The organism is Nonomuraea sp. B1E8, assembly GCF_039871515.1.
GTDB lineage: Bacteria > Actinomycetota > Actinomycetes > Streptosporangiales > Streptosporangiaceae > Nonomuraea.
In genome coordinates this window covers 285,913-305,755 of record NZ_JBDPLS010000012.1, presented here as the reverse complement: position 1 = coordinate 305,755, position 19,843 = coordinate 285,913, and the positions used below count along the sequence as shown (strand labels likewise).

Below are 19,843 nucleotides of genomic sequence, written 5' to 3'. Positions count from 1 at the left end.
CGCGATATGCGAAATTCATACCTCAATGCCCGATTCTACCCGTCACGGTGGGAGTCACCCTTGAGCCGGACAGGCCCGGCCCCGGCGGCGCGAGCGGACCGCCGGTTTCGCCGAGCCGGCACGCATGCCTTTTCCCACCGTCTGGGCTATGGTCGGCCTTATGACGGGACCGTGGAGAACACCACGAGGGCCCATCGCGTTCACCAGCGTGATGGGCCTGGTCCTGCTGTCCCTGTTGCTGGTCGGATCCACCTACAACTGGCACGGCGGCGGCCGTGCGTACCAGCCCGGCTTCGGCGCCACGCAGACGTGGACACCGGAGGCGTGGGACGCGCAACTGTCGAGCATGCCGCCGCAGACGGCGACCGGCGAGCGGCAGGTGCTGCCGTTGTGGCCGCCCCTGCGCGGTGAACGCCACCACGAGGCCGGCCGGCTCGCGATGTCGCCCGCGCCCGGGCTCGACCCGGGCGGGATCCGCGATCCCCAGCAACTCGCGCACCGCACCGCAGGGTCGCGCAGCCCGCCGCTGATCTAGCGCTCCTCTTCTCCTGCCGCTCGCGCGGCGCCAGGCCCCGTCACGCGTGCCCGGGCCCGCCCGCGAGCGCCCCCTTCGGCCACCCCCGAGGTGTGCCGTTTCCCGCAAGCAAGGAGCCGAACATCGACATGGCCGACGTCAGATCAGTCCACACGCACCTGCAGCACTACGAGCGGCACCTGGCGCGGCTGGAGGAACTCCGTGAGCTGCTGCAGGACCAGCTCACGGCCACCCTGTCCCGCCCCCGGCCGGCGGACGCCACGGCTGATGTCACGGCCGATCCGCGCACGTCCGAGATCGAGGCCGCGCTCGACCGCATGGACCGGGGCACCTACGGCACGTGCCGGTGCTGCGGGACTTTCATCGCCTACGAACAGCTCCTGCGGAGGCCGTACCGGAGCATCTGCGACCGGTGCGCGCTCCAGAGAGGACATCAGCGTGACTGACACCAACGGAACGACCCACCTCAGCAGCGTGCAGGCCGAGACGCTGCGTCAGGAGCTCCAGGAGCAACTGGCCCGGCGCAGCAACCAGCTGACCGGCCTGCAGGTGGCCGCGCGCGAGGGCAGTGGTGCCGACGACACGTGGCAGGAACTGCTCGTCAACATCGCCGCCGCCGACCGTGCCATCGCCGAACTCGGCCAGGCCCTGGAACGGCTGTCCGAGGGCACCTACGGGCGCTGCTCGCACTGCGAGGCGGGCATCCCGTTCGAGCGGCTCAAGATCCGGCCGCTGGCCCGCTACTGCATCGGCTGCCAGCGTCGGCACGAAGCCGCCTGACGGCGCCGGGCCGGGAAGAGCGGGGTCAGCCCCGCTCTTCCCGGTGCGACCATCGGGGCGCCGGCCGGCCGTACGGTTCGGCGCGCGGGACGTACGCGTACCACGCGCCCGGCCGGGCCCCGGGCAGCCGCCCCTTCTCCCATTCCAGGAGGAACGGCGCGGGAACCGGCCGGCCCTTGTCGACGGCCACCACCCGCTTGCCCGCGTCCTGGGCGTCACGCACGGCGGACGGCGTCTCGTCGCCACGCGGCCAGTCCAGGACGGTGTGCCCGTCGCAGCCCAGCCGGTAGGCGATGATCACCGCGTGCTCGCCGTACACCAGGCACGGGCCGCGTACACCGGCGGCCCGCAGGGCGCCGGCCACCTCGACGTCGGCCTGCCGCTTGGTCACCCGGAGGGCCACGACCTTGTCGAGCGTGAGCCCCTGCAGCGTGAACTGGGCGAGCAGGCCGGTGGCGACGAGGCCGAACCCGGCCCGCCGCGATCTCTCCAGTGCCCAGACCGCACCGTACGCGATGGGCAAGGCCAGCAGCGCGTACGCGGGCAGCAGGAACCGGGGCGCCGCGTAGCCGACGAAGAAGACGTACGGCACGACCAGCGCCAGCCCGGTGACCGCGGGCAGCGCGCACTCGGCCAGGAGGGCCGAGCGCCGCGCCGCGTACAGGCCGAGCAGGACGAGAACCGGGATCATGCTCCACCACAACAGCCAGGGCAGTACGACGGGCCCGCAGTGGGCGGGCGGCCGGCACAGCAGCGGCCCGTTGAGTGCCCGAGCGTGCTCGTACAGGGAGACGTGCAGGCCCGTCTCGTTCGCCGCGCCGGCGGCCTGCCAGCGTGCGGCGAGCCCGCCGAACCGCACGTACGCCTCCACGATCCAGTCGGCCCAGCCGGCGGCCAGGCCCGCTCCGAGCGCGATCACGGCCTTGACCCGCCGCCGGCCCGGCGTGACCAGCAGCGCCACAGCCAGCGGAAGGGCGAGCCAGACGCTGTCCGGCGGGCGCAGCAGCCCCACCGCGGCCACACTCGCCGCCAGCCCCAGTGGCGGGCCGAGCCCGCCGTCCTGGCGCAGGCAGCGCACGCACCACCCGGTCGCCGCGACCGCCGAGAACGCCACCCACAGGTTCGGCATGGCCTCGTTGCCGTAGAACAGCGACAACCACAAGGACGCGAACAGCAGGGCCGCCATCGGCACGACCGGTCCTGGGCGCACCCGCAGCCAGGTGCCGAACGACACGGCCAGCGCCAGCGCCGACAGCACGCAGAGGTAGATTCGCAGCGCCTCCGTCGACGACGTGACCAGCACGACGGGGGCGACGATCAGGGTGATGCCGCGGGCGCGCGGCGCGATGAACTCAGCCGCGGGCACACGCGGGTCGACCTGGCTGACGTAGACGACCTCGTCCCAGCCCAGCCCCATTCCCGGGCCGACCAGGAGCAGTTGGGAGATCCCGTAGGAGGCGGCCACCAGAACGAGCAGCACGCGCCACGGGTCGGCGCGCAGCCGTGAACGCAACGATGAACTCACCGGCATGTTCATAGCGCGCGACGCGGGTGCGGGACGGTCGTGACGGCAGGACTTTTCCGAACGTATGCCCGCCGGTGACGCTCACCCTCGATGGGCGCGCATGTCGAGGTACAGATGCGAGCGGTGCAACCGCCGCGTCCGCAGCAGCCGCTTGATGTCCTCGGCGGTCTGATGGCTGAGCTGCCAGTGGAAATAGTTCACGTACTCGGCCACCGCCAGCAGATAGAACAGCAACCCCGGCATCGACCCGAACCCTGTCGTCCCGCGCGCCACGGACACCGCGACGATGACGAACCCGACGACCAGGCCGGCCTCGCACAACCGGCGCAACCACCCGAAAGCGCCGATCAGCGGCGGCCTCCGGAGCCGCGCGCGCAGTTGCCTCACCTTGATCGCCCAGTAGGCGCCGCCGATCAGGAGATGCACGGTCACCAGGACGAACCCCGTCACGTTGACCGTGTCCAGCGGCGCGGGCAGGAGCACGAACGCCACCACGCCGAAAAGCACGACGTTCACCGGTTCGAGCACCGCCAGGTTGCGCATACGTCGTACGAGCGTGGTGCGGGGGCTGTTGCCGGACATCATCCTTGACAGGATGCCTCACACCTTCCCGCGGCGCACCCGGGCGCTCACTACAGCAGGTCGCCGGCGCCGGAGCGGGTGAGCTCCGCGAACGCGTCGTCGACGGACTCCACCAGGTCGAGGGCGCCCAGCTCCAGGCGCAGCGCCCCGCCGCCACCCGCGACGATCATGCGCCCGCCCGACGCCCGTGCGTGCCGGTCGGCCGAGCGCAACGTCTCGCGCCCCGCGTCGTCGGTCTCGGTGAGGCCCTCGACGTTCACGATGAACAGCGGCGGGATCCGGGCGACCAGCACCTTGACGAGGTATTGCTGGAGGACGAGCGATGCGACCCCGGCGAGGCGGCCCTTCAGGTGCAGGAGCGCGATGCGGCCGTGGCGGTCGAACCCGATGTCGAAGTCAGGATGAGCCCCGTAGGCGCCTGGTTCCATCGGGTTCATGGCATCCGTCCAGGTGGGGGGAGCGTGTTGTGCGAGCCCACCCTAGCAGTCCGTTGCTTCGCGCAACGGACTGTCGCCACATTCCGGCTCCGCGCCTCGCCCCTTTCCGGTCCGGCGCCTGAACGCTTCTCGCGGACGCCGCGTATCCCGTAGTGACCCGGCACAGCCCATGCAGGGCCGAGCCCTGGAACCCAGAGGGGATGACGGCACATGCGACTCCGACGCAGCCGTCCGGTTATCGTCGTCTGCGGCCTGGCCGCGATGGTCCCGCTCGGCGCGTGCGCCCCGTCGTTCCCCGCCCAGAACGTCGGCCTGCCGGATGTCGCCGCCGCGCAGACCACCGCCCCGCTGCCGACGGACACGGCGTTCCCCGAGGAGACGCAGGACGCCGCGGAGACCCCCAAGGCGGATCAGGAGGATGATTCGGGCACGTGGCTCACCAAGTGGGGGCCGCTGTCGGAGACGGACCGCTCGCTGATCAAGAAGGTCCGGCTCGCCACCCTGTGGGAGATGGTGATCGCCCAGGAGGCCGTCCAGAAGGCGAGCACGGCCAAGGTCCGCAAGATCAGCTCCGAGATCGCGTCGCAGCACCACGAGCTCGACGAGGCGGCGCGCGACCTCGCGGCCAAGCTGAACGTGGAGTTGCCCGTCAGGCCCACCGACGACCAGCAGAGCTGGATGTCCGACATTTCCGGGCGCACGGGGATCGACTACGACACCACGTACGTGAAGTGGCTGCGCCTGGCCCACGGCCAGATCTTCGGCCTCATCGGCACGGTCCGCGGCAGCACGCAGAACACCCTGGTCAGGACGTTCTCCGAGCAGTGCAACGCGGCCGTGCTCAACCACCAGCGCCTGCTCGAGAGCACCGGACTCACCACACCGGAGAGCTTCCCGACCCCGAGCGCCTGACGCCGGGAAGCCCCTGTCACGGCGACCCCTCCGTAGGCGACATGACCGGGCGGCCGTCCGGCGCCAGGCCCAGCGAGATGGACAGCTGGCGCGCCGCCTCACCGACGGCGGCGCCGATCTCGTGCAGCCGGACCACCGCGTGCGTCCGGGTCACCGACACGCTGATCGCCGCCGTGATCAGCCCTCGATGATCGCGTACGGGCGCCGACACCCCGGCCTTGCTGTCCTCCAGCTCGACGTCCGTCACGGCGTAACCGCACGACCGCACGTGGGCCAGGTCGGCCAGCCACTCCTCCGTGCCGCTGACCGCCGAGTCGAGCCCGGAGGGCAGGGTGGTGGCGCGCAGCAGCTCGCGTATCCGCTGGTCGTCCCAGTCGGCGACCAGGGAGCGGCCCGCGGCGGCCATGAGCAGCGGCACGGAGATGCCCTCCCAGACCCGGTGGTAGACGCGCGACGACGGCACCGACATCAGCGTCAGCACCAGGTTGCCGCGCAACACGCACAGGTAGGCGTCCTCGTCGAAGGCGGTGGCCAGCCCTCGCAGGTAGGGGGCGGCGACCTGGACCAGCCTGGCGTGCTGGGTGCGTGCGGCCAGCGCGAACAGCCGCCACCCGAGGCGGTAGCGCCGGGTGATCGGGTCGCGCTCGACCATGCCTTCGAGTTCGAGCGCCCGCAGCGCTCTGGACACCTGGCTCTTCTCCCGGCCCAGTCGCTGCGCGATCCAGCTGACACCGAACCCGTCAGCATCACGGTCATCCCCGTGACCTGCGAGAACTTCGAGGATCTCCATGTCGCGGCGTAGACCTGCCGAGGGCACCATCGGCTTGTCCGTCATCCCTATCCGTTCATAACAGAACCATTGCACTACTGTTGCGCTAGTTGCACCTAGTTTTGCGCTCACCGCAACTAATCGCATACGTTTGCGAACCCATGCAAGCGTAAAGGAAGCCGGTACCCCCATGAATTTCAGCGAGTACGTGGTCTCGCGCTGGGACACCCTCTCGCTGGCCGCAGCCGAGCACGCCCTCGTCGTGGGGATCGCCATCGCGATCGCCACCGTGGCGGGCGTCGGCATCGGGCTCCTCGCCTACGACGCCCCGAAGGTGCGGAGCGCCTCAGTGGCGATCTCCGCCGGGATCCTGACGGTCCCGTCGCTCGCGCTGCTCACCCTCCTCATCCCCATCGTCGGACTGGGCTGGGGATCCACGCTGGTCTCGCTGACCGCCTACGCGTTCCTGCCGATCATCCGCAACACCGTCACCGGGATGCGCGGCCTCGACGCGGCCACCGTCGAGGCGGGCCGCGGGATGGGCCTGAGCCGCACCCGGCTGCTGCTGCGGGTCCAGCTTCCGCTGGCCTGGCCGCTGATCCTGACCGGCGTGCGCATCTCGGCGCAGATGCTGATCGGGATCGCCGCCATCGCCGCCGTCGTCGACGGCCCCGGCCTCGGCACGCAGATCTTCGAGGGCCTGTCCCGGCTCGGCTCGGTGAACTCGCTCAACGCGACCCTCGCGGGAACGCTGGGGATCGTGGTCATCGCCATCCTGTTCGACCTGTTCTTCTTCGCCGTTCGCTACATCACCACCCCGAGGGGGCTTCGTGTTCGACCGTGACACCGAAGGCGTGCGCATCGAGCTGCGCTCGCTGACCAAGCACTATCCGGGCCAGCCTGCCCCAGCGGTCGACAACGTCACCCTCGACATCCCGGCCGGCGAGCTGGTCGTCTTCGTCGGTCCGTCGGGCTGCGGCAAGACGACCACCATGAAGATGATCAACCGCCTGGTCGAACCGACGTCCGGCGAGATCCGCATCGGCGGGCAGGACGTGCTGAGCCTCGACCCCGACCAGCTGCGCCGCCACATCGGGTACGCCATCCAGCAGGTGGGCCTGTTCCCCCACCAGACCATCGCGCAGAACATCGGGCTGGTCCCCGGCCTGCTCGGCTGGACGGCCGACCGGATCTCCGCCCGCGTCGACGAGCTGCTGTCGCTGGTGAACCTGGAACCGTCGGCCTTCCGCGACCGCTACCCCCGCCAGCTCTCCGGAGGCCAGCAGCAGCGCGTGGGCGTGGCCAGGGCGCTGGCCGCCGACCCGCCCGTGATGCTCATGGACGAGCCGTTCGGCGCCACCGACCCCATCACGCGCGAGCACCTGCAGAACGAGTTCGTCAAACTGCAGAAGCAGCTGCGCAAGACGATCATCTTCGTCACGCACGACTTCGAGGAGGCCATCAAGCTGGGCGACCGCATCGCCGTGCTGCGCGAGGGCTCGCACATCGCGCAGTACGACACGCCGGCCGCCATCCTCGCCGACCCCGCCGACGACTACGTCGCGAGCTTCATCGGGCAGGACGCCACGCTCAAGCGGCTCGCGCTGATGCGCGTGTCGGAGGTGCCCGCCACGGACGCGCCGGCCGGCCCGGGCCTGCCGCGGGTGTCCGCCGACGCCAGCCTCCGCGAGGCGCTGGACACCATGATCGCCCATGGGGCCGACTGCTGCGCCACACCGGCCGGGGTGCTCACCTACTCCGCCCTGTGCGAGGCCGTGGGCACCCGGTCCGGCGAGCAGGAAGACGTGGTGTCCAGTGACCGCTGAGACCCTGGCCGTCGGGCGGTCCCGGAAGCTCGGCCGTACGTTCGGCGCGCGCCACCTGTTCACGCCCGTCGCCATCTGCGCCGTCCTGGTCGCCCTGTACGCCTGGGTCGGGACGCTGGAACTCGACTCGATCGAGCAGCGCAGCCTCAACCGGGCGGTGATCCTGGCCAAGGCCGTCGAGCACATCCAGATGACCGTGGCCGCCACCACGCTCGTGGTGATCATCGCGATCCCGCTGGGCATCGCCGCCTCGCGGTCCAGGAACCGGCTGATCACCCCGATCATCCTCACCGTGGGCAACCTGGGCCAGGCGGTCCCGTCCATCGGCCTGCTCGTGCTGGCCACGTTCCTCATGGGCGTCGGCTTCCAGACCGCGCTGGTCGGCCTCGTGGCCTACGCCGTGCTGCCCGTCCTGCGCAACACCATGGTCGGGGTCCAGCAGGTCGACCCGGCGCTCATCGAGGCCGCCCGCGGCATGGGCATGACCAGGGGCCAGATCCTGCGCCGGGTCGAGCTCAAGCTGGCCGTGCCCGCCATCCTGGCCGGCCTGCGCACCGCGCTCGTGCTGACCGTGGGCGTCGCCACGCTCGGCGCCTTCGTCGCGGCCGGCGGCTTCGGCGAGCTGATCGTCAACGGCCTCAAGCTCAACCGCATGCCCGTGACCATCGTCGGAGGCGTGCTCACCGCGTGCATCGCCTTCTTCATCGACTGGCTCGGCGGGCTCGCCGAGGACCTGCTCAAGCCACGCGGCATGTGACCACGCTTTCGGTAACCATCCGATCACATAGCAAGAAGGTGCTTCAATGTTCTCCCGCCCGCTTCGACGGACGTTCACCCTGCTCGCAGCCGCCGCCCTCTCGATCACGACCCTGAGTGCCTGCGGTTCCTCCGACGCCGTCGAGGCCGGCAGCGCGGGCGACGAGCTCAAGGGGACCAAGTACATCGTCGGTTCCAAGGACTTCACCGAGAACATCGTGCTCGGCAAGATCGCCGTGCACCTGCTGAAGGCGCACGGGGCCGAGGTCGTCGACAAGACCAACCTCGGCGGTACGGTGCCCAACCGCAAGGCCCTGGAGTCCAAAGAGATCGACATGTACTGGGACTACTCCGGCACGGGCTGGATCGAGTTCCTGAAGAACACCAAGCCGATCCAGAACTCCGCCGAGCAGTTCAAGGCCACCGCGGAGGCCGACCTCCAGAAGAACAAGATCCACTGGATCGGTCCCACCCCGCTGAACAACACCTACGCCCTGGCCATCCGCTCCGAGAAGGCCACGGAGCTGGGCGTCAAGACGGTCTCCGACGTGGCCGAGCTGGCCAAGACCAACCCCAAGGAAGTCACGATCTGCATCGAGACGGAGTTCTCGACCCGTGACGACGGGCTGCCCGGCCTGAGCAAGGCGTACGACATGACCATCCCCAAGGACAACATCTCCCTGCTCGACACCGGCGTCGTCTACACCGAGACCGACAAGGGCGAGACCTGCAACTTCGGCGAGGTGTTCACCACCGACGGCCGCATCGCCGCCCTCGGTCTCACCGTGCTGGAGGACGACAAGAAGTTCTTCCCGATCTACAACGCGGCCATGACCCTGCGGGAGGAGACCTACCAGAAGAACCCGGCGATCGAGAAGGTGCTCCAGCCCGTGATCGCCAAGCTGGACGACGCGACCATGCAGCAGCTCAACGCGCAGGTCGACGTCGAGGGCATGGAGCCGGGCAAGGTCGCCGCCGACTGGCTGGACAAGCAGGGTTTCCTCGGCAGCGCGTCCTGACCCCCTGATCGCGCGGTCCGCCACCTGGGGTCCATCAGGTGGCGGGCCGCCGGACCCCGGTGGCTCACGTCCCCGGTCCCCGCCCAGGTGGGAGGCCAGCCGGGCCGGGTGGCCACGTGGCGGGCCCGCTCAGGCGTCGGGCCAGCCGAGCGGGTGGCTGCCGGCCCTCAGGGTCGGCGCCGGCTCGCCGCCCGCCTCGTTGAAGGCCGTCATCGCCGAGACCAGCGCCTGGCGCTCCGCCGGCGACATGCGCGAGACGATCGCCGCGATCTCGTCCCGGCGGCGGGCTGTCACCTGGTCCACGATGCGCCTGCCCTCATCGGTCAGGCGCATCAGGCTTTCCCGCCGGTTCATCGGGTTGACCTCCCGGACCACCAGTCCCGCGGCGGCGAGCCGGTCGGCCATCCGCATGGCGGTGGAGGAGTTGACGGCGAGCAGCTCCGCCATGGTGACGAGTTTGGTCTCGCCGTGTCCTGAGAGCACCACGAGCATCCGGAACTGCGGCACCGTCACCCGGTCGGCGACGGCGCCGAGCGAACGCGCCGCGATCGCGACGAGCAGCCGCGAGCCCGCCAGGACCGCCGAGATGACAGCGGCCTGATCCTCACCGTTCATCTGGGCGGATTGACGCTCTGGCATAGAACTGTTCTACACGGTCGGGGCCGTGGATCGGCGGGGTGACCCGGCTGCCGGTCCCGTGCATCCGCAGGTCGCATGATCGCGGGCCGGCCTCGACGACCAGGAGGCACCCCCGCGCCACGCCCGGGGAGACGATCCCGGAACTCCGCCCGCCGTGACAGCGGACTCGCTAATGTTGCATACTGCAAGAATGTGGAGAGCCACGTTGGGAGTCCCTCAGGTGCATGTGCCCCCTCTCCGGACCGGCCACCGTTCCCGTCACGCCCTGGAGACGGCCTGAGAACATGGCAATGTCCAGAGACGAGCGGCGAGCGCTCGCGGAGATCGAAGAGCGGCTGGCGCACGAGGATCCCGTGCTCGACAAGCTCCTGGCGGGGCCGCGGGGCAAGGGCGTCGAGCCCGATCCGCCCCGCGGGCTCGACGCCCTGAGCACCCCCGCGGTCGTGTTGTGGGCGCTGGCCGCGGCCACCAGCGTCGTCCTCGTGCTGGCGGTGGCCATCCTGCTGTCCTACCAGGACTGGTCGGGCACGCTACGGCCGTCCCCGACCGCGATCCCCTTCAACGGCCCCTTCCCCGGCCCCGGCGCCACCGAGCTCAACGACCAGATGAGCTGATGCCGCGCTAGGGAGCGGCGGTGGAGGCGCGTTCGACCAGGTCGGGCTGGTAGACGACCTGGCGATGTTCGTGGCCGGCCGGCTGGTTGGCCTCCTCCAGCAACATCAGCGCGGCCGTGTGGCCCAGTTGCTCGCGCGGCTGCCGGATCGACGACAGCGGCACGGCAGCCGCGGCGGCGAAGTCGATGTCGTCATAGCCGAGGATCGCCACGTCGGCCGGCACCCGCAGGCCCCGCTGGGTCATCTCCTGCAACGCCCCGATCGCGACCAGGTCGTTGGCGCAGAAGAGCGCGGTGGGGCGTTCGCCGGGAGGCAACTCGGCGATCTCCGCGCCGGCCGTGCGCCCGGTGGCCACCGTGAGGTCGGGCAGCGGGATGACGGTCAGCGCGTCGGCCGGGCCCAGCACGCCCGCCAGACCGTGGTGCCGCTCGCGGACCTGGCGGACGGTGAACGGCCCGCCGGCGAAGGCGATGCGGTGATGCCCCCGCTCGCGCAGGTGCAGCCCGGCCAGCCGCCCGCCGAGCACGTCGTCCACGGCGACGGCACAACCGTGGCTGTGCGGGGCGGAGCTGTCGAAGCGCACCACCGGGATGCCGCGGGAGACGAGCCGGCTCAGCCGTTCCTCCTCGCCGCTGTCGTTGACCGGCGTGATCAGAACGCCCAGCGGTCGCTGCTCCTCGAACGTCTCCAGCAGCCCCGCCTCGCGGGCTGCGTCCTTGTTGCTGTTGAAGACCATGACGTTGACGTCGAGGGGTTGCGCCGCGGTCTCCACGCCCCGCAGCACGTCGATGAAGAACGGGTTGGCCAGGTCGAGTGCGACGACGCCGAGGGTCCGGCTGCGACCGGCCCGTAACTGCCGGGCGGAGCCGTTACGGACGTAGCCGAGCCTGGCGATCGCCGCCTGCACCCGCAACCGCGTCTCGGGGGCCACCATCTCGGGCCGGTTGAGCACGTTGCTCACGGTGCCGACGGAGACCCCGGCGAGCCGGGCGACCTCTTTGATGCTCGACATCGTTCCTCGTGTCCGGTGGTCACCGCTGATCCTACCGCTTCTTCGCACGGTTGTTCCCGAACGCTGCGCCGGCCCCCGTCACTGCGTGGGCGTGCCTTTTGTGGGTACGTGGAGCGGACACTCGTACTGTGGGGAGGGCGGATGCGCTCATCCATCAGTCTCGGCCGGATCGGGGGGATTCCGGTCGGGCTCAACGCCAGCGTGCTGGTCATCGTGGTGATCCTGCTCGTCGGGCTCGCCTTCGGCCGGTTCCCTGCGGTCTTCCCCGGCTCGTCTCCCGTGGCGTACTGGCTGGCCGGGCTGGCCACGGCGGTGTTGTTCCTGGCCTCGTTGCTGGCCCACGAGCTCTCCCACGCGCTGGTGGCCAAGCGCCATGGCATCGACGTGGCGCACATCACGCTGTGGCTGCTCGGAGGGGTGGCGGAGCTGCGCGGCGAGCCGCGATCGCCGGGCGCCGACCTGAAGATCGCGGCGGTGGGCCCGCTCACCAGCCTCGTGTGCGGCGTGGGCTTCGGCGCCATCGCGCTCCTGGTCGCCGCCGCCGGCGGGGCGCCGCTGCTGTCCGGGATGTTCGTCTACCTCGCCGCGGTCAACGTGATCCTGGCCGTGTTCAACCTGATCCCGGCCGCGCCGCTGGACGGAGGGCGCGTGCTGCGTGCCGCCCTGTGGTGGCGGTGGGGCGACCGCACCAGGGCGGCGGTGACCGCCGCCCGCGCGGGCCGGGGCTTCGGCTTCGTCCTCATCGTTCTGGGCTTCCTGGAGATCGTCACCGGCAGCGGGTTCCAGGGGCTCTGGCTGGCCCTGATCGGCCTGTTCCTCGTCAACGCCGCCAGCGCCGAGGAACAGCAGGCGCAGCTCGGCTCCACGCTGCACGGCATCAGGATCGGGGACGTCATGTCGGACCGGCTGGTCGTCGCCCATCCGGACGAGACCGTGGCCGAACTCGTCGACCGGGTCGTCATGCGCGAGCGGCTGTCGACCTATCCGCTGGTGGAGCACGACATGCGCTTCCTCGGGCTGGTCACGCTCAACCGCATCCGCCGGGTGCCGCCGGACGCGCGGGCGGTGACGCGGCTGCGCGACATCGCCTGCCCTCCCGACCAGGTGCCCGCCGCCCGGCGGGAAGAGGCGCTGACCGACCTGCTGACCAGGATGAACGGCTGCGCCGACGGCCGCGCCGTGGTGCTCGACCCGGACGGGCGGCTGATCGGGCTGCTCACGCCCAGCGACATCAGCCGCGTGATCCAGACCGCCGGGCTGCACGCGGGCGACCCGTACCACGGCCCCCGGGGCGCCGACCTGACGACGCACCGTCCGGACCGGCCCCTGGACCCCTCCGGCCGCTGACCCGCCGCCGCGGTCAGCCGGCGAACCGTGCCCTTCCTGGTGTCGGGGAAAAGGAAAGCGGCCACCGTGCGGCCGTCGGGGTCAGGCCTGGCGCCACTCCGCGACGCCGCCCGGCTCGTGCAGCGTGAGGTCCGGCGCGGCCTCCAGCGCCTTCTCCTCTCCCCCGGGCGTGTACGTGACGATCAGCCGCAACGGCCGCCAGGTGGTGTTGTACGTCGAGTGGTAGACGCCCGCGGGGATGTGCACCGTGTCGCCCTCCTTGATGGTGAACTCCGCGCCGTCGTCCACCATCTGGCGGCCCTCGCCCGAGATGACGTAGATGATCTCCTCGGCGCCGGGGTGGTGGTGGCGGGCGTGCCCGCGGCCCGGGTTGACGATGACCTCGCCCAGGGTGCTGCTCGCCCCCTCGACGGCCGACGGGGTGACGAACCACTTGATCGACCCCCAGTCGAAGGCCATCGTCGGCACGCTGTCGGGGCTGACGTGCATGTCGGTTCCTCGCTTTCAGAAGGTGAGTGACTTGAAGGCCCGTACCTGCTCGGTGATGGCGCGCTCGGTCGGCAGCCGCTCGACGGACGACGCGCCGAAGAAGCCGACCACGCCCTTGGTCCGCGACAGGACGTACGCGGCGTCGTCGGGCTCGGCGATCGGGCCGCCGTGGCAGAGCACGAGCACGTCGGGCCGGACGGCCACGGCCGCGTCGCGCATGGCCTGCACGCGCTCGGCGGCCTCGTCGAGGGTCAGCGCGGTGCCGGCGCCGATGCTGCCCTTGGTGGTCAGCCCCACGTGCGGCACCAGCACGTCGGCGCCCGCCTCGGCCATGGCCCGCGCCTGGGCCTCGTCGAAGACGTAGGGGGCGGTGACGAGGTCGCGTTCGCGGGCCTGGCGCACCATCTGCACCTCCAGGTCGTAGCCCATGCCGGTCTCCTCCAGGTTCTGGCGGAAGGTCCCGTCGTACAGGCCCACGGTCGGGAAGTTCTGAACGCCGGCGAACCCCATCGCCTTGAGCTGGTCGAGGAAGAGCGGCATGACGCGGAACGGGTCGGTGCCGCACACGCCGGCGAGCACCGGCGTGTCACGCACGACCGGCAGCACTTCGGAGGCCATCTCGACGACGATCTGGTTGGCGTCGCCGTACGGCAGCAGCCCGGCCAGCGAGCCGCGCCCGGCCATGCGGTAGCGGCCCGAGTTGTAGATGATGATCAGGTCGACGCCGCCGGCCTCGGCGCACTTGGCCGACAGGCCGGTGCCGGCTCCCGCGCCGACGATCGGCTGCCCGGCCGCGACCGTGCTTCGCAGCCTGTCGAGGACGTCCTGCCTGTTCACGTGGCACCTCCAGTGATCATGTGGTGCAGCCGCTCCGCCATGGCGCGGCCGAAGGCGGGGTCGTTGACGTGCAGGTCGAGCTCCTCGACGGGCACGCCGGAGCCGCGCAGCCCTTCGGCCATGGCCTCGAAGCAGGCCTCGTCGGCCTTCGGGTCGGCGAAGGCGCCGCCGGGCGCGTCCAGGGCGGACACGCCCCGGCGGGGCACGAACAGCACGGTGGGCCCGCTCGCGTCGCGGAGCTTGGCGGCCACGCGGCGGCCCAGCTCGGCCATCTCTCCTGCCGTGGTGCGCATCAGCGTCACGGTGGGGTTGTGCACGTACAGCAGGCGCTCCTCGAACTCGGCGGGCACGCTGTCGCGGGGGCCGAAGTTGACCATGTCGAGCGCGCCGGGCGCGACGACCTGCGGCACGCCGTGCGCGCCGGCCGCGGTGAGCCGGTCGGGCCCCGCGGACAGGACGCCGCCCACGAGGTCGTCGGCCAGCTCGGTGGTGGTCAGGTCGAGCACGCCGGCCAGCATCCGGCTCGCCGCGAGCCCTTCGAGCGCCCGCCCGCCCGCGCCGGTCGCGTGGAAGACGAGCACCTCGTAGCCGAGCTCGGCCAGCCGCTCGCGCGCGGCGTCGACGGCAGGGGTGGTCACCCCGAACATCGACGCTCCGACCAGCGGCCGGTCGGATCCGCCCGCGGTCAGCTGGGCCCTGGCGAGCTGGTGCGAGCGGGCCATCCCCGCGGCCGCGGCGGCGGCGTTGCCGAGGACGGCGCGGGAGAGCCGGTTGATGCCCGCGATGTCGACCACGCTGTACATCATCGTGACGTCCTTCGCCCCGACGTACGGCGAGACGTCTCCTGCCGCCATCGTGGACACGATCAGCTTGGGCAGGCCGATGGGCAGGTCGCGCACGGCCCGCGCGGCGATCGACGAGCCGCCGCTGCCGCCCAGCGCCAGCACGGCGTCGGCGCGGCCGTCGGCGTGCAGCCGGGCCAGGATCTCCGCCGCGCCCTTGCCCATGGTGGTCACGGCGGCGCCCCGGTCGCCGGCGTCGCGCAGCGCCCGCAGGTCGCCTCCTCCCGCCTCGGCGACCTGCTCGTTGGAGACGTCGGCGAGCAGCGTCTGGCTGGGGACGCCGACGCCGGCGTCCACCACGACCACGTCGCTGCCCAGCTCCACGAGCCGGTTGCGCAGCCACGCGTACTCCTCGCCCTTGGTGTCGAGTGTGCCGATCAGCACGACGGACGGCATGTCCTGCCCCACCCCTCTGTTCGGAGACCTCCTGGATGTTGCCCGCCCCGGCGGCATCCCACGCCTGGGCGGCAGGGCGGGCGGGCCGTGCCCGTGCCGCCGGCACCCGCCCGATAACCGGTGTCGGCGGCACGCGGCCTTCGGATAGATTCGGCACCCCGCCGGCCCAGACCCCCAGGAGCGCGCATGGCCTACGATCGGGCGGCCGACTTCGCCGACGTCTTCCAGCACTTCGCCGTCGGGGAAGAGGGCAGGCCTGAGCGCTCCTTCTATCCGTACGCCCCTGTCTTCCCCGTCCGGTTGAACGGCGCGAAGGCCGTGATCAAGCGGACCACCGGCCCCGTGACGGCCGCGGCCGCGATCGCCCGATGGGTGGAGGCGCTCGCCGGGGAGGACGTCGGCGTGGTCACCCCGCTCCCCCTGCCCGTCGACAACCCGGCCCAGGTCGGCGACCGGGTCTGGGTGGCCTACCCGTGGGTCGACGGCCGCCCGTACACCGGCTCCCCTGACGACATCGCCGCGGCCGGCGACCTCCTCGGCCGCATCCACGCCGCCCGGCCGGCCGGCGACGGCATGCCGGAGTTCGGCTGGCCCGATCACGACGCCGCCTCGGTCGAGGAGGACGTCACCGGGCTGCGGCGGGTGCTGGGCGAGCACGCGCCCGACCTGTGCGACGAGGTGATGGCCCGCCTCGGGCCGTGGCTGGAGTCGTTCATGGCGCGGACGCTGCCGCCGGTGCGCGACGGCGGGCTCCCGCGGGCCGCGGTGTCCATGGACTACAAGGCGAACAATCTGGTCTACGCCGACGGGGCGCCCGTGCTGATCGACCCCGACAACGCCGAGTACGCGCCACGCATCCTCGACCTGGCGCTGGCCGCGCTATTGTTCCACAACGAGATGGCCACCGCGCCGGCTCGGCTCTTCACGGGCGGCGAGTGGTCGGCCTTCTCCTCGGCGTACCGGCGGCACGTCCGGCTCACCGGGGCCGAACTGGCGCTGTGGCCGGTGGCCGTGCGCTACATGCTCCTGGAATGGGGCGTGTGGACGCTGATCGACGCCGCCGAGTGGAACGACTGGGACGACCCCCGCAAGCGCGGCTTCCTGCGCGACCTCGCCACGGTGGACCCCGGCCGGTTCCCGCTGCGCTGACGGGCAGGCGCCCGGCGTCACCGGAGCGCGACGTCCCACAGGGCAAGGGCGCGCTCCTCCCCGAGCCGGAATCCGGTCTCGCGGTGCACGGCGAGGGCCTGCCCGGCGCACTCCGCCGAGCGCCTCAGGTCGCCGAGGGCGCGGTGGATCTCGGCCATGGTGGTGAGGGCGTTGCCTTCCTCGACCCGGTATCCGGCATCGCGCGCCATGGCGAGGGCCCGGCTGACCTGCGGCATCGCCGCGTCCATGGAGCCGAGACCGAGGTGGGCGCGGCCCAGGCCGAGCAGCGTTCTGACGATCACGTAGTCCATGCCGGCGGCACGCGCCTGGCTCAGCACGGCGGTGTGGACTCCGGCGGCCGCGGCATGATCACCGGCGGCGGTGTGCACCGTGCCGAGGATGGTGGTGACCAGGCACAGCGCGTAGCCGTTCCTGACCTCCCTGGCCAGGCGCTCGGCCTGCCGCGCGTGGTCGAGCGCCAGGTCGAGGCGGCCCGCGTCGCGGTGGATCTGCGCCAGGACGCCGAGGCTCTTGGGCACCTCCACGGAGCGGCCGCTCCCGCAGTTGCTCTCGAGCCCCAGTCCGGCGAGCTGGAGCGCCTCGTCGAGGTGCCCGAGCAGCCGACGGACGCTCGCCAGGTTGGTGAGCTCGATGCCGTTGAGCCCGTCGCCGGCCGCCTCGCGCAACCTCTCGGCGTCGCGGATGTGCCTCTCCGCCTCATTGAGCGCGCCGAGCTGCAGGCAGACCGCGCCCAGGTTGGAGGCGACGACCGCCTGGGGTCTGGGCTGCCCGGCGGCGCGGTAGATCTCGCGGGCGGCGTGCAAGGTCCCCTTCGCCTCCCGCAACGCACCCCGTTCCAGGTGAACGGCGGCCAGGTTGTTGTGCGCCGCGGCCGCGCCCTGCGGCCAGCCGGCCCGCCGGGCCAGCGCGGCGGCCGCCTCGAAAGCCGCCACGGCCTCGCCGTAGCGGGAGCGCAGGCGGCTGGTCATGGCCAGGCTGAGCTGGGCCGTCACCTGACCCAGCGGCTCGTTCTCCGCGGTGGCGGCCCGCATCGCGGCCTCGGCCAGCGCCTCCGCGTCGGCGGGCTCGGCCCCGAAGGCGAAGTACGGGCGCAGGATTTCGGCGATCTGCCAGGCGAAGCGGCGTGGCCCCTCGTCCGCGGCGTGCGCCGCGACGGCGACGAGGTTGGCGCGCTCGGCGTCCAGCCAGGCCACCGCGCCGGCGCTGCTCACCGGCTCGGGACCGGGTCCCGCGGAGCGGCTCACCGGCTCCTGGCCGGACCCCGCGAGCCGGCTCACCGGTTCGGGGCCGGGCCCCGCCGCTGTTGGTGAGGTGGTGGGCGCCCAGGTCCGTGACGGGTAGGCGACGCGGGCGACGTGCGTCGCCGTCGAGACGTACCAGGAGCAGAGCCGCTCGACCGCCGCGAGCCGGTCGGCGGGCGAGTCGTCCTGCTCGGCCTGGCTTCTGGCGTGCCGGCGCATCAGGTCGTGGAAGGCGTAGCGGCGTGGCAGGTGCTCGTCGATGAGGTGCGCGGCGGCGAGCCGGTCGAGCAGGCGGGCGGCCTGCTCGGTGCCGGAGCCGGCCAGGGCCGCCGCCGCCTCGGCGGTGATGTCGGGGCCGGGCGCGAGCCCCAGCAGGCGGAACAGCCGCTGGGCGTCGGGGGTGAGCCGCGCGTACGACAGGCCGAAGGCGGCGCGCACCGCCGACTCTCCGTCGATCTCCAGGGAGTCCAGCCGGTCGGCGGCCAGCGCCGCCGCGTAGCCGGCGATCGACCGGTGCGGGTTGACGGCGATGTTGGCGGCGGCCACTCCCAGGGCCAGCGGAAGGTGGGCGCAGAGCCGTACGAGCTCCGCCGCGGCCTCCGGCTCGTCGGCCACGCGGTCATGGCCGACCGCCGAAGCCAGCAGGGCCAGCGCGTCGGCATGGCCGAGAACGTCGAGTTTGAGCTGCCGGGCGCCGTGGCTGGCGACGAGCCCGGCCAGCCGGCTGCGGCTCGTGACCAGCGCCAGGCAGCCGGGCGCGGCGGGCAGCAGGGGGCGTACCTGCTCCGCGGTCAGGGCGTTGTCGAGGAGCACGAGCACGCGCCTGCCCGCCAGGCACGACCGGTAGAGTCCGGCGGCGGCCTCCTCGTCCGGCGGGATCTGCTCGGCCGGCACGCCCAGCGAGCCGAGCATCCGGATGAGCGCCTCGACCGGCGCCATCTCCGGGCCCTGGGAGTGGCCGCGCAGGTTGACGTACAGCTGCCCGTCGGGGAACGAGGCGGCGTGCCGGTGGCCGAAGTGCACGGCGAGGCTGGTCTTGCCCACGCCCGCGGTGCCGGCGATGGCCACGACCGCGGGCGCCGTCTCCGCCGTCAGGCACTCCGCCAGCACGGCGAGCTCGCCGTCGCGGCCCACGAACCCGCCCGAGCCCGCGGGCAGCTCCGCGGGGACCAGCAGCACCGGCGCGCCCGCTTGCCGCGCGGGACGCGGCGGCGCGCGGAGCTCGGGGTCGTCGGCCAGGATGGCCGCCTCCAGCCGGCGCAGCTCCGGCCCGGGGTCGAGCCCGAGCTCGTCGGCCAGCAGCCGCCGCCCCATGCGGTAGGCCTCCAACGCGCCGGCCCGCCGTCCCGACCGGTAGAGCGCCAGCATGAGCAGGCCGCGCAGGCGCTCGCGCAGCGGATGCTCGGCCAGCAGCGCCTCGAGCTCGGCCGCCAGCTCGCTGTGCCGGCCGAGCCGCAGCTCCAGCTCGGCCCGCTCCTCGGCGACGGCCAGCCGCATCTCCTCCCACCGGGCTGCGGCGGCGCGGACCTCCTCCGTCTCCATCTCGGTCAGGACGGGGCCGCGCCACAGGGCCAGTGCCTCGCCGAACAGCGTGCTCGCCTCAGCCTCCCGCCCTTCCTCGGCGGCGCGTCGCCCCTCCGCGATCCTGCTCTCCGCGACCGCCGCGTCGGTCGCGGGGGCGCGCAGGCGGTAGCCCGAGCTCTCCGTCGCGATGACACCGGGATCGGCGTCGGCCTCCCGCAGCGCCCGGCGCAGCACGGCCACGGCGATCGTCACCTGGTTGCGCACCGACGCCGGCGGGTCATCGCCCCACGCCGTGGCCAGCCGGTCGGTGCTCACGATCTGCCCCTCGGCCACCAGGAGCATCGCCAGCACCGCCCTGGCCCGTTGCCCCCGCAACCGCACCGGCCGCCCGCCGGCCACGGCCTCGAGAGGACCCAGAATCTTGAACGCCACCTCATGCCGCGCCATCCCCGACATGCTATCGCCGGTCCCGGAAGTCCTGAGGCGTCGCGCGGGCCGGAGCCGTGACCTGCCGTGTTCCCGCCGCGTCAGGAAAGGGTAGGAGTCTGGCGGGCTCGCGAACCACCGTGAACGGCGTCATCGGGGGATAAG

Annotated in this window: 21 protein-coding genes; 11 read left to right on the top strand and 10 right to left on the bottom strand. The window is 72.2% G+C overall.

All coding sequences use genetic code 11. The annotated features are described in order from the left end of the window. Positions 1-160 precede the first annotated feature (160 nt). The 3 genes from ABGA98_RS34395 to ABGA98_RS34385 all read left to right on the top strand — a co-directional run bounded on the left by ABGA98_RS34395 (position 161) and on the right by ABGA98_RS34385 (position 1,315). Positions 161-535 (top strand): hypothetical protein, encoded by a 375-nt coding sequence (locus ABGA98_RS34395; protein WP_347622598.1) that lies wholly within the window; start codon positions 161-163, stop codon positions 533-535. 128 nt (positions 536-663) lie between these two features. Beyond that, a complete protein-coding gene (locus ABGA98_RS34390; RefSeq protein WP_347622597.1) occupies positions 664-981 on the top strand; it encodes a hypothetical protein in 318 nt (105 codons plus the stop codon). Next, positions 974-1,315 (top strand): TraR/DksA family transcriptional regulator, encoded by a 342-nt coding sequence (locus tag ABGA98_RS34385; RefSeq protein WP_347622596.1) that lies wholly within the window; start codon positions 974-976, stop codon positions 1,313-1,315. The genes ABGA98_RS34390 and ABGA98_RS34385 overlap by 8 nt, the downstream gene beginning before the upstream one ends. 25 nt (positions 1,316-1,340) lie before the next feature. Here the strand turns inward: ABGA98_RS34385 and ABGA98_RS34380 are convergent, their stop codons facing one another. The 3 genes from ABGA98_RS34380 to ABGA98_RS34370 form a co-directional block, all read right to left on the bottom strand. After that, complete coding sequence (locus ABGA98_RS34380; RefSeq protein WP_347622595.1) at positions 1,341-2,840, bottom strand: hypothetical protein; 1,500 nt, start codon at positions 2,838-2,840, stop codon at positions 1,341-1,343. Positions 2,841-2,921: 81 nt separating this feature from the next. Further along, on the bottom strand, positions 2,922-3,425 hold the full coding sequence (locus tag ABGA98_RS34375; RefSeq protein ID WP_347622594.1) for a hypothetical protein: 504 nt from the start codon (positions 3,423-3,425) through the stop codon (positions 2,922-2,924). A gap of 47 nt (positions 3,426-3,472) precedes the next feature. Next, entirely contained in the window at positions 3,473-3,850 is a 378-nt protein-coding gene (locus ABGA98_RS34370) for a hypothetical protein (protein WP_347622593.1), read from the bottom strand. A 219-nt stretch (positions 3,851-4,069) separates the two neighbouring features. Here ABGA98_RS34370 and ABGA98_RS34365 point away from each other — a divergent pair, with 219 nt between their 5' ends. Beyond that, positions 4,070-4,771, top strand: a complete 702-nt coding sequence (locus ABGA98_RS34365; RefSeq protein WP_347622592.1) for a DUF4142 domain-containing protein — start codon at positions 4,070-4,072, stop codon at positions 4,769-4,771. 16 nt (positions 4,772-4,787) lie between these two features. Here ABGA98_RS34365 and ABGA98_RS34360 read toward each other — a convergent pair whose 3' ends face one another. Further along, the gene (locus ABGA98_RS34360) at positions 4,788-5,606 is read right to left on the bottom strand and encodes an IclR family transcriptional regulator (RefSeq protein ID WP_347622591.1); all 819 of its coding nucleotides are present in this window, start codon (positions 5,604-5,606) and stop codon (positions 4,788-4,790) included. A 124-nt stretch (positions 5,607-5,730) separates the two neighbouring features. Between ABGA98_RS34360 and ABGA98_RS34355 the strand changes: the two genes are divergently transcribed. From ABGA98_RS34355 to ABGA98_RS34340, 4 genes are read left to right on the top strand one after another with little or no spacing between them, the layout of a single operon-like run. After that, the gene (locus tag ABGA98_RS34355) at positions 5,731-6,384 is read left to right on the top strand and encodes an ABC transporter permease (RefSeq protein WP_347622590.1); all 654 of its coding nucleotides are present in this window, start codon (positions 5,731-5,733) and stop codon (positions 6,382-6,384) included. After that, the gene (locus tag ABGA98_RS34350; protein WP_347622589.1) at positions 6,371-7,366 is read left to right on the top strand and encodes an ATP-binding cassette domain-containing protein; all 996 of its coding nucleotides are present in this window, start codon (positions 6,371-6,373) and stop codon (positions 7,364-7,366) included. Before ABGA98_RS34355 ends, ABGA98_RS34350 begins: the two co-directional genes overlap by 14 nt. Continuing rightward, on the top strand, positions 7,356-8,123 hold the full coding sequence (locus ABGA98_RS34345; RefSeq protein ID WP_347622588.1) for an ABC transporter permease: 768 nt from the start codon (positions 7,356-7,358) through the stop codon (positions 8,121-8,123). Before ABGA98_RS34350 ends, ABGA98_RS34345 begins: the two co-directional genes overlap by 11 nt. Positions 8,124-8,169: 46 nt before the next feature. Next, complete coding sequence (locus ABGA98_RS34340; RefSeq protein ID WP_347622587.1) at positions 8,170-9,141, top strand: glycine betaine ABC transporter substrate-binding protein; 972 nt, start codon at positions 8,170-8,172, stop codon at positions 9,139-9,141. 129 nt (positions 9,142-9,270) lie between these two features. On the opposite strand, the gene ABGA98_RS34335 is transcribed toward ABGA98_RS34340, so the two are convergent. Next, on the bottom strand, positions 9,271-9,756 hold the full coding sequence (locus ABGA98_RS34335; protein WP_347622586.1) for a MarR family transcriptional regulator: 486 nt from the start codon (positions 9,754-9,756) through the stop codon (positions 9,271-9,273). Positions 9,757-10,064: 308 nt separating this feature from the next. Between ABGA98_RS34335 and ABGA98_RS34330 the strand changes: the two genes are divergently transcribed. Further along, positions 10,065-10,394, top strand: coding sequence for a DUF3040 domain-containing protein (locus tag ABGA98_RS34330; protein WP_347622585.1), 330 nt, complete (start codon positions 10,065-10,067; stop codon positions 10,392-10,394). 7 nt (positions 10,395-10,401) lie between these two features. Here ABGA98_RS34330 and ABGA98_RS34325 read toward each other — a convergent pair whose 3' ends face one another. Further along, on the bottom strand, positions 10,402-11,406 hold the full coding sequence (locus ABGA98_RS34325; RefSeq protein WP_347622584.1) for a LacI family DNA-binding transcriptional regulator: 1,005 nt from the start codon (positions 11,404-11,406) through the stop codon (positions 10,402-10,404). A gap of 141 nt (positions 11,407-11,547) precedes the next feature. Between ABGA98_RS34325 and ABGA98_RS34320 the strand changes: the two genes are divergently transcribed. Then, positions 11,548-12,753, top strand: a complete 1,206-nt coding sequence (locus ABGA98_RS34320) for a site-2 protease family protein (protein WP_347622583.1) — start codon at positions 11,548-11,550, stop codon at positions 12,751-12,753. Between the two features lie 81 nt (positions 12,754-12,834). Here the strand turns inward: ABGA98_RS34320 and ABGA98_RS34315 are convergent, their stop codons facing one another. Genes ABGA98_RS34315 through ABGA98_RS34305 form a run of 3 tightly spaced genes read right to left on the bottom strand, consistent with a single transcriptional unit; the run spans position 12,835 to position 15,317 of the window. Continuing rightward, the gene (locus ABGA98_RS34315) at positions 12,835-13,242 is read right to left on the bottom strand and encodes a cupin domain-containing protein (RefSeq protein ID WP_347622582.1); all 408 of its coding nucleotides are present in this window, start codon (positions 13,240-13,242) and stop codon (positions 12,835-12,837) included. A 15-nt stretch (positions 13,243-13,257) separates the two neighbouring features. After that, positions 13,258-14,079, bottom strand: coding sequence for a phosphoenolpyruvate hydrolase family protein (locus tag ABGA98_RS34310; protein ID WP_347622581.1), 822 nt, complete (start codon positions 14,077-14,079; stop codon positions 13,258-13,260). Further along, positions 14,076-15,317, bottom strand: coding sequence for a Tm-1-like ATP-binding domain-containing protein (locus ABGA98_RS34305; protein ID WP_347622580.1), 1,242 nt, complete (start codon positions 15,315-15,317; stop codon positions 14,076-14,078). Before ABGA98_RS34305 ends, ABGA98_RS34310 begins: the two co-directional genes overlap by 4 nt. 186 nt (positions 15,318-15,503) lie before the next feature. Here ABGA98_RS34305 and ABGA98_RS34300 point away from each other — a divergent pair, with 186 nt between their 5' ends. After that, on the top strand, positions 15,504-16,466 hold the full coding sequence (locus ABGA98_RS34300; protein WP_347622579.1) for a phosphotransferase: 963 nt from the start codon (positions 15,504-15,506) through the stop codon (positions 16,464-16,466). A gap of 17 nt (positions 16,467-16,483) precedes the next feature. On the opposite strand, the gene ABGA98_RS34295 is transcribed toward ABGA98_RS34300, so the two are convergent. Further along, positions 16,484-19,699, bottom strand: coding sequence for a BTAD domain-containing putative transcriptional regulator (locus ABGA98_RS34295; RefSeq protein WP_347622578.1), 3,216 nt, complete (start codon positions 19,697-19,699; stop codon positions 16,484-16,486). Positions 19,700-19,843: the final 144 nt, after the last annotated feature.

Bases quoted from the DNA above. Each gene is read 5' to 3' on its own strand.
- ABGA98_RS34395 (WP_347622598.1), top strand. From the start codon at position 161: ATGACGGGACCGTGGAGAACACCACGAGGGCCCATCGCGTTCACCAGC.
- ABGA98_RS34390 (WP_347622597.1), top strand. From the start codon at position 664: ATGGCCGACGTCAGATCAGTCCACACGCACCTGCAGCACTACGAGCGG.
- ABGA98_RS34375 (WP_347622594.1), bottom strand. From the start codon at position 3,425: ATGATGTCCGGCAACAGCCCCCGCACCACGCTCGTACGACGTATGCGC.
- ABGA98_RS34370 (WP_347622593.1), bottom strand. From the start codon at position 3,850: ATGGAACCAGGCGCCTACGGGGCTCATCCTGACTTCGACATCGGGTTC.
- ABGA98_RS34365 (WP_347622592.1), top strand. From the start codon at position 4,070: ATGCGACTCCGACGCAGCCGTCCGGTTATCGTCGTCTGCGGCCTGGCC.
- ABGA98_RS34360 (WP_347622591.1), bottom strand. From the start codon at position 5,606: ATGACGGACAAGCCGATGGTGCCCTCGGCAGGTCTACGCCGCGACATG.
- ABGA98_RS34355 (WP_347622590.1), top strand. From the start codon at position 5,731: ATGAATTTCAGCGAGTACGTGGTCTCGCGCTGGGACACCCTCTCGCTG.
- ABGA98_RS34340 (WP_347622587.1), top strand. From the start codon at position 8,170: ATGTTCTCCCGCCCGCTTCGACGGACGTTCACCCTGCTCGCAGCCGCC.
- ABGA98_RS34335 (WP_347622586.1), bottom strand. From the start codon at position 9,756: ATGAACGGTGAGGATCAGGCCGCTGTCATCTCGGCGGTCCTGGCGGGC.
- ABGA98_RS34330 (WP_347622585.1), top strand. From the start codon at position 10,065: ATGGCAATGTCCAGAGACGAGCGGCGAGCGCTCGCGGAGATCGAAGAG.
- ABGA98_RS34325 (WP_347622584.1), bottom strand. From the start codon at position 11,406: ATGTCGAGCATCAAAGAGGTCGCCCGGCTCGCCGGGGTCTCCGTCGGC.
- ABGA98_RS34320 (WP_347622583.1), top strand. From the start codon at position 11,548: ATGCGCTCATCCATCAGTCTCGGCCGGATCGGGGGGATTCCGGTCGGG.
- ABGA98_RS34315 (WP_347622582.1), bottom strand. From the start codon at position 13,242: ATGCACGTCAGCCCCGACAGCGTGCCGACGATGGCCTTCGACTGGGGG.
- ABGA98_RS34305 (WP_347622580.1), bottom strand. From the start codon at position 15,317: ATGCCGTCCGTCGTGCTGATCGGCACACTCGACACCAAGGGCGAGGAG.
- ABGA98_RS34300 (WP_347622579.1), top strand. From the start codon at position 15,504: ATGGCCTACGATCGGGCGGCCGACTTCGCCGACGTCTTCCAGCACTTC.
- ABGA98_RS34295 (WP_347622578.1), bottom strand. From the start codon at position 19,699: ATGGCGCGGCATGAGGTGGCGTTCAAGATTCTGGGTCCTCTCGAGGCC.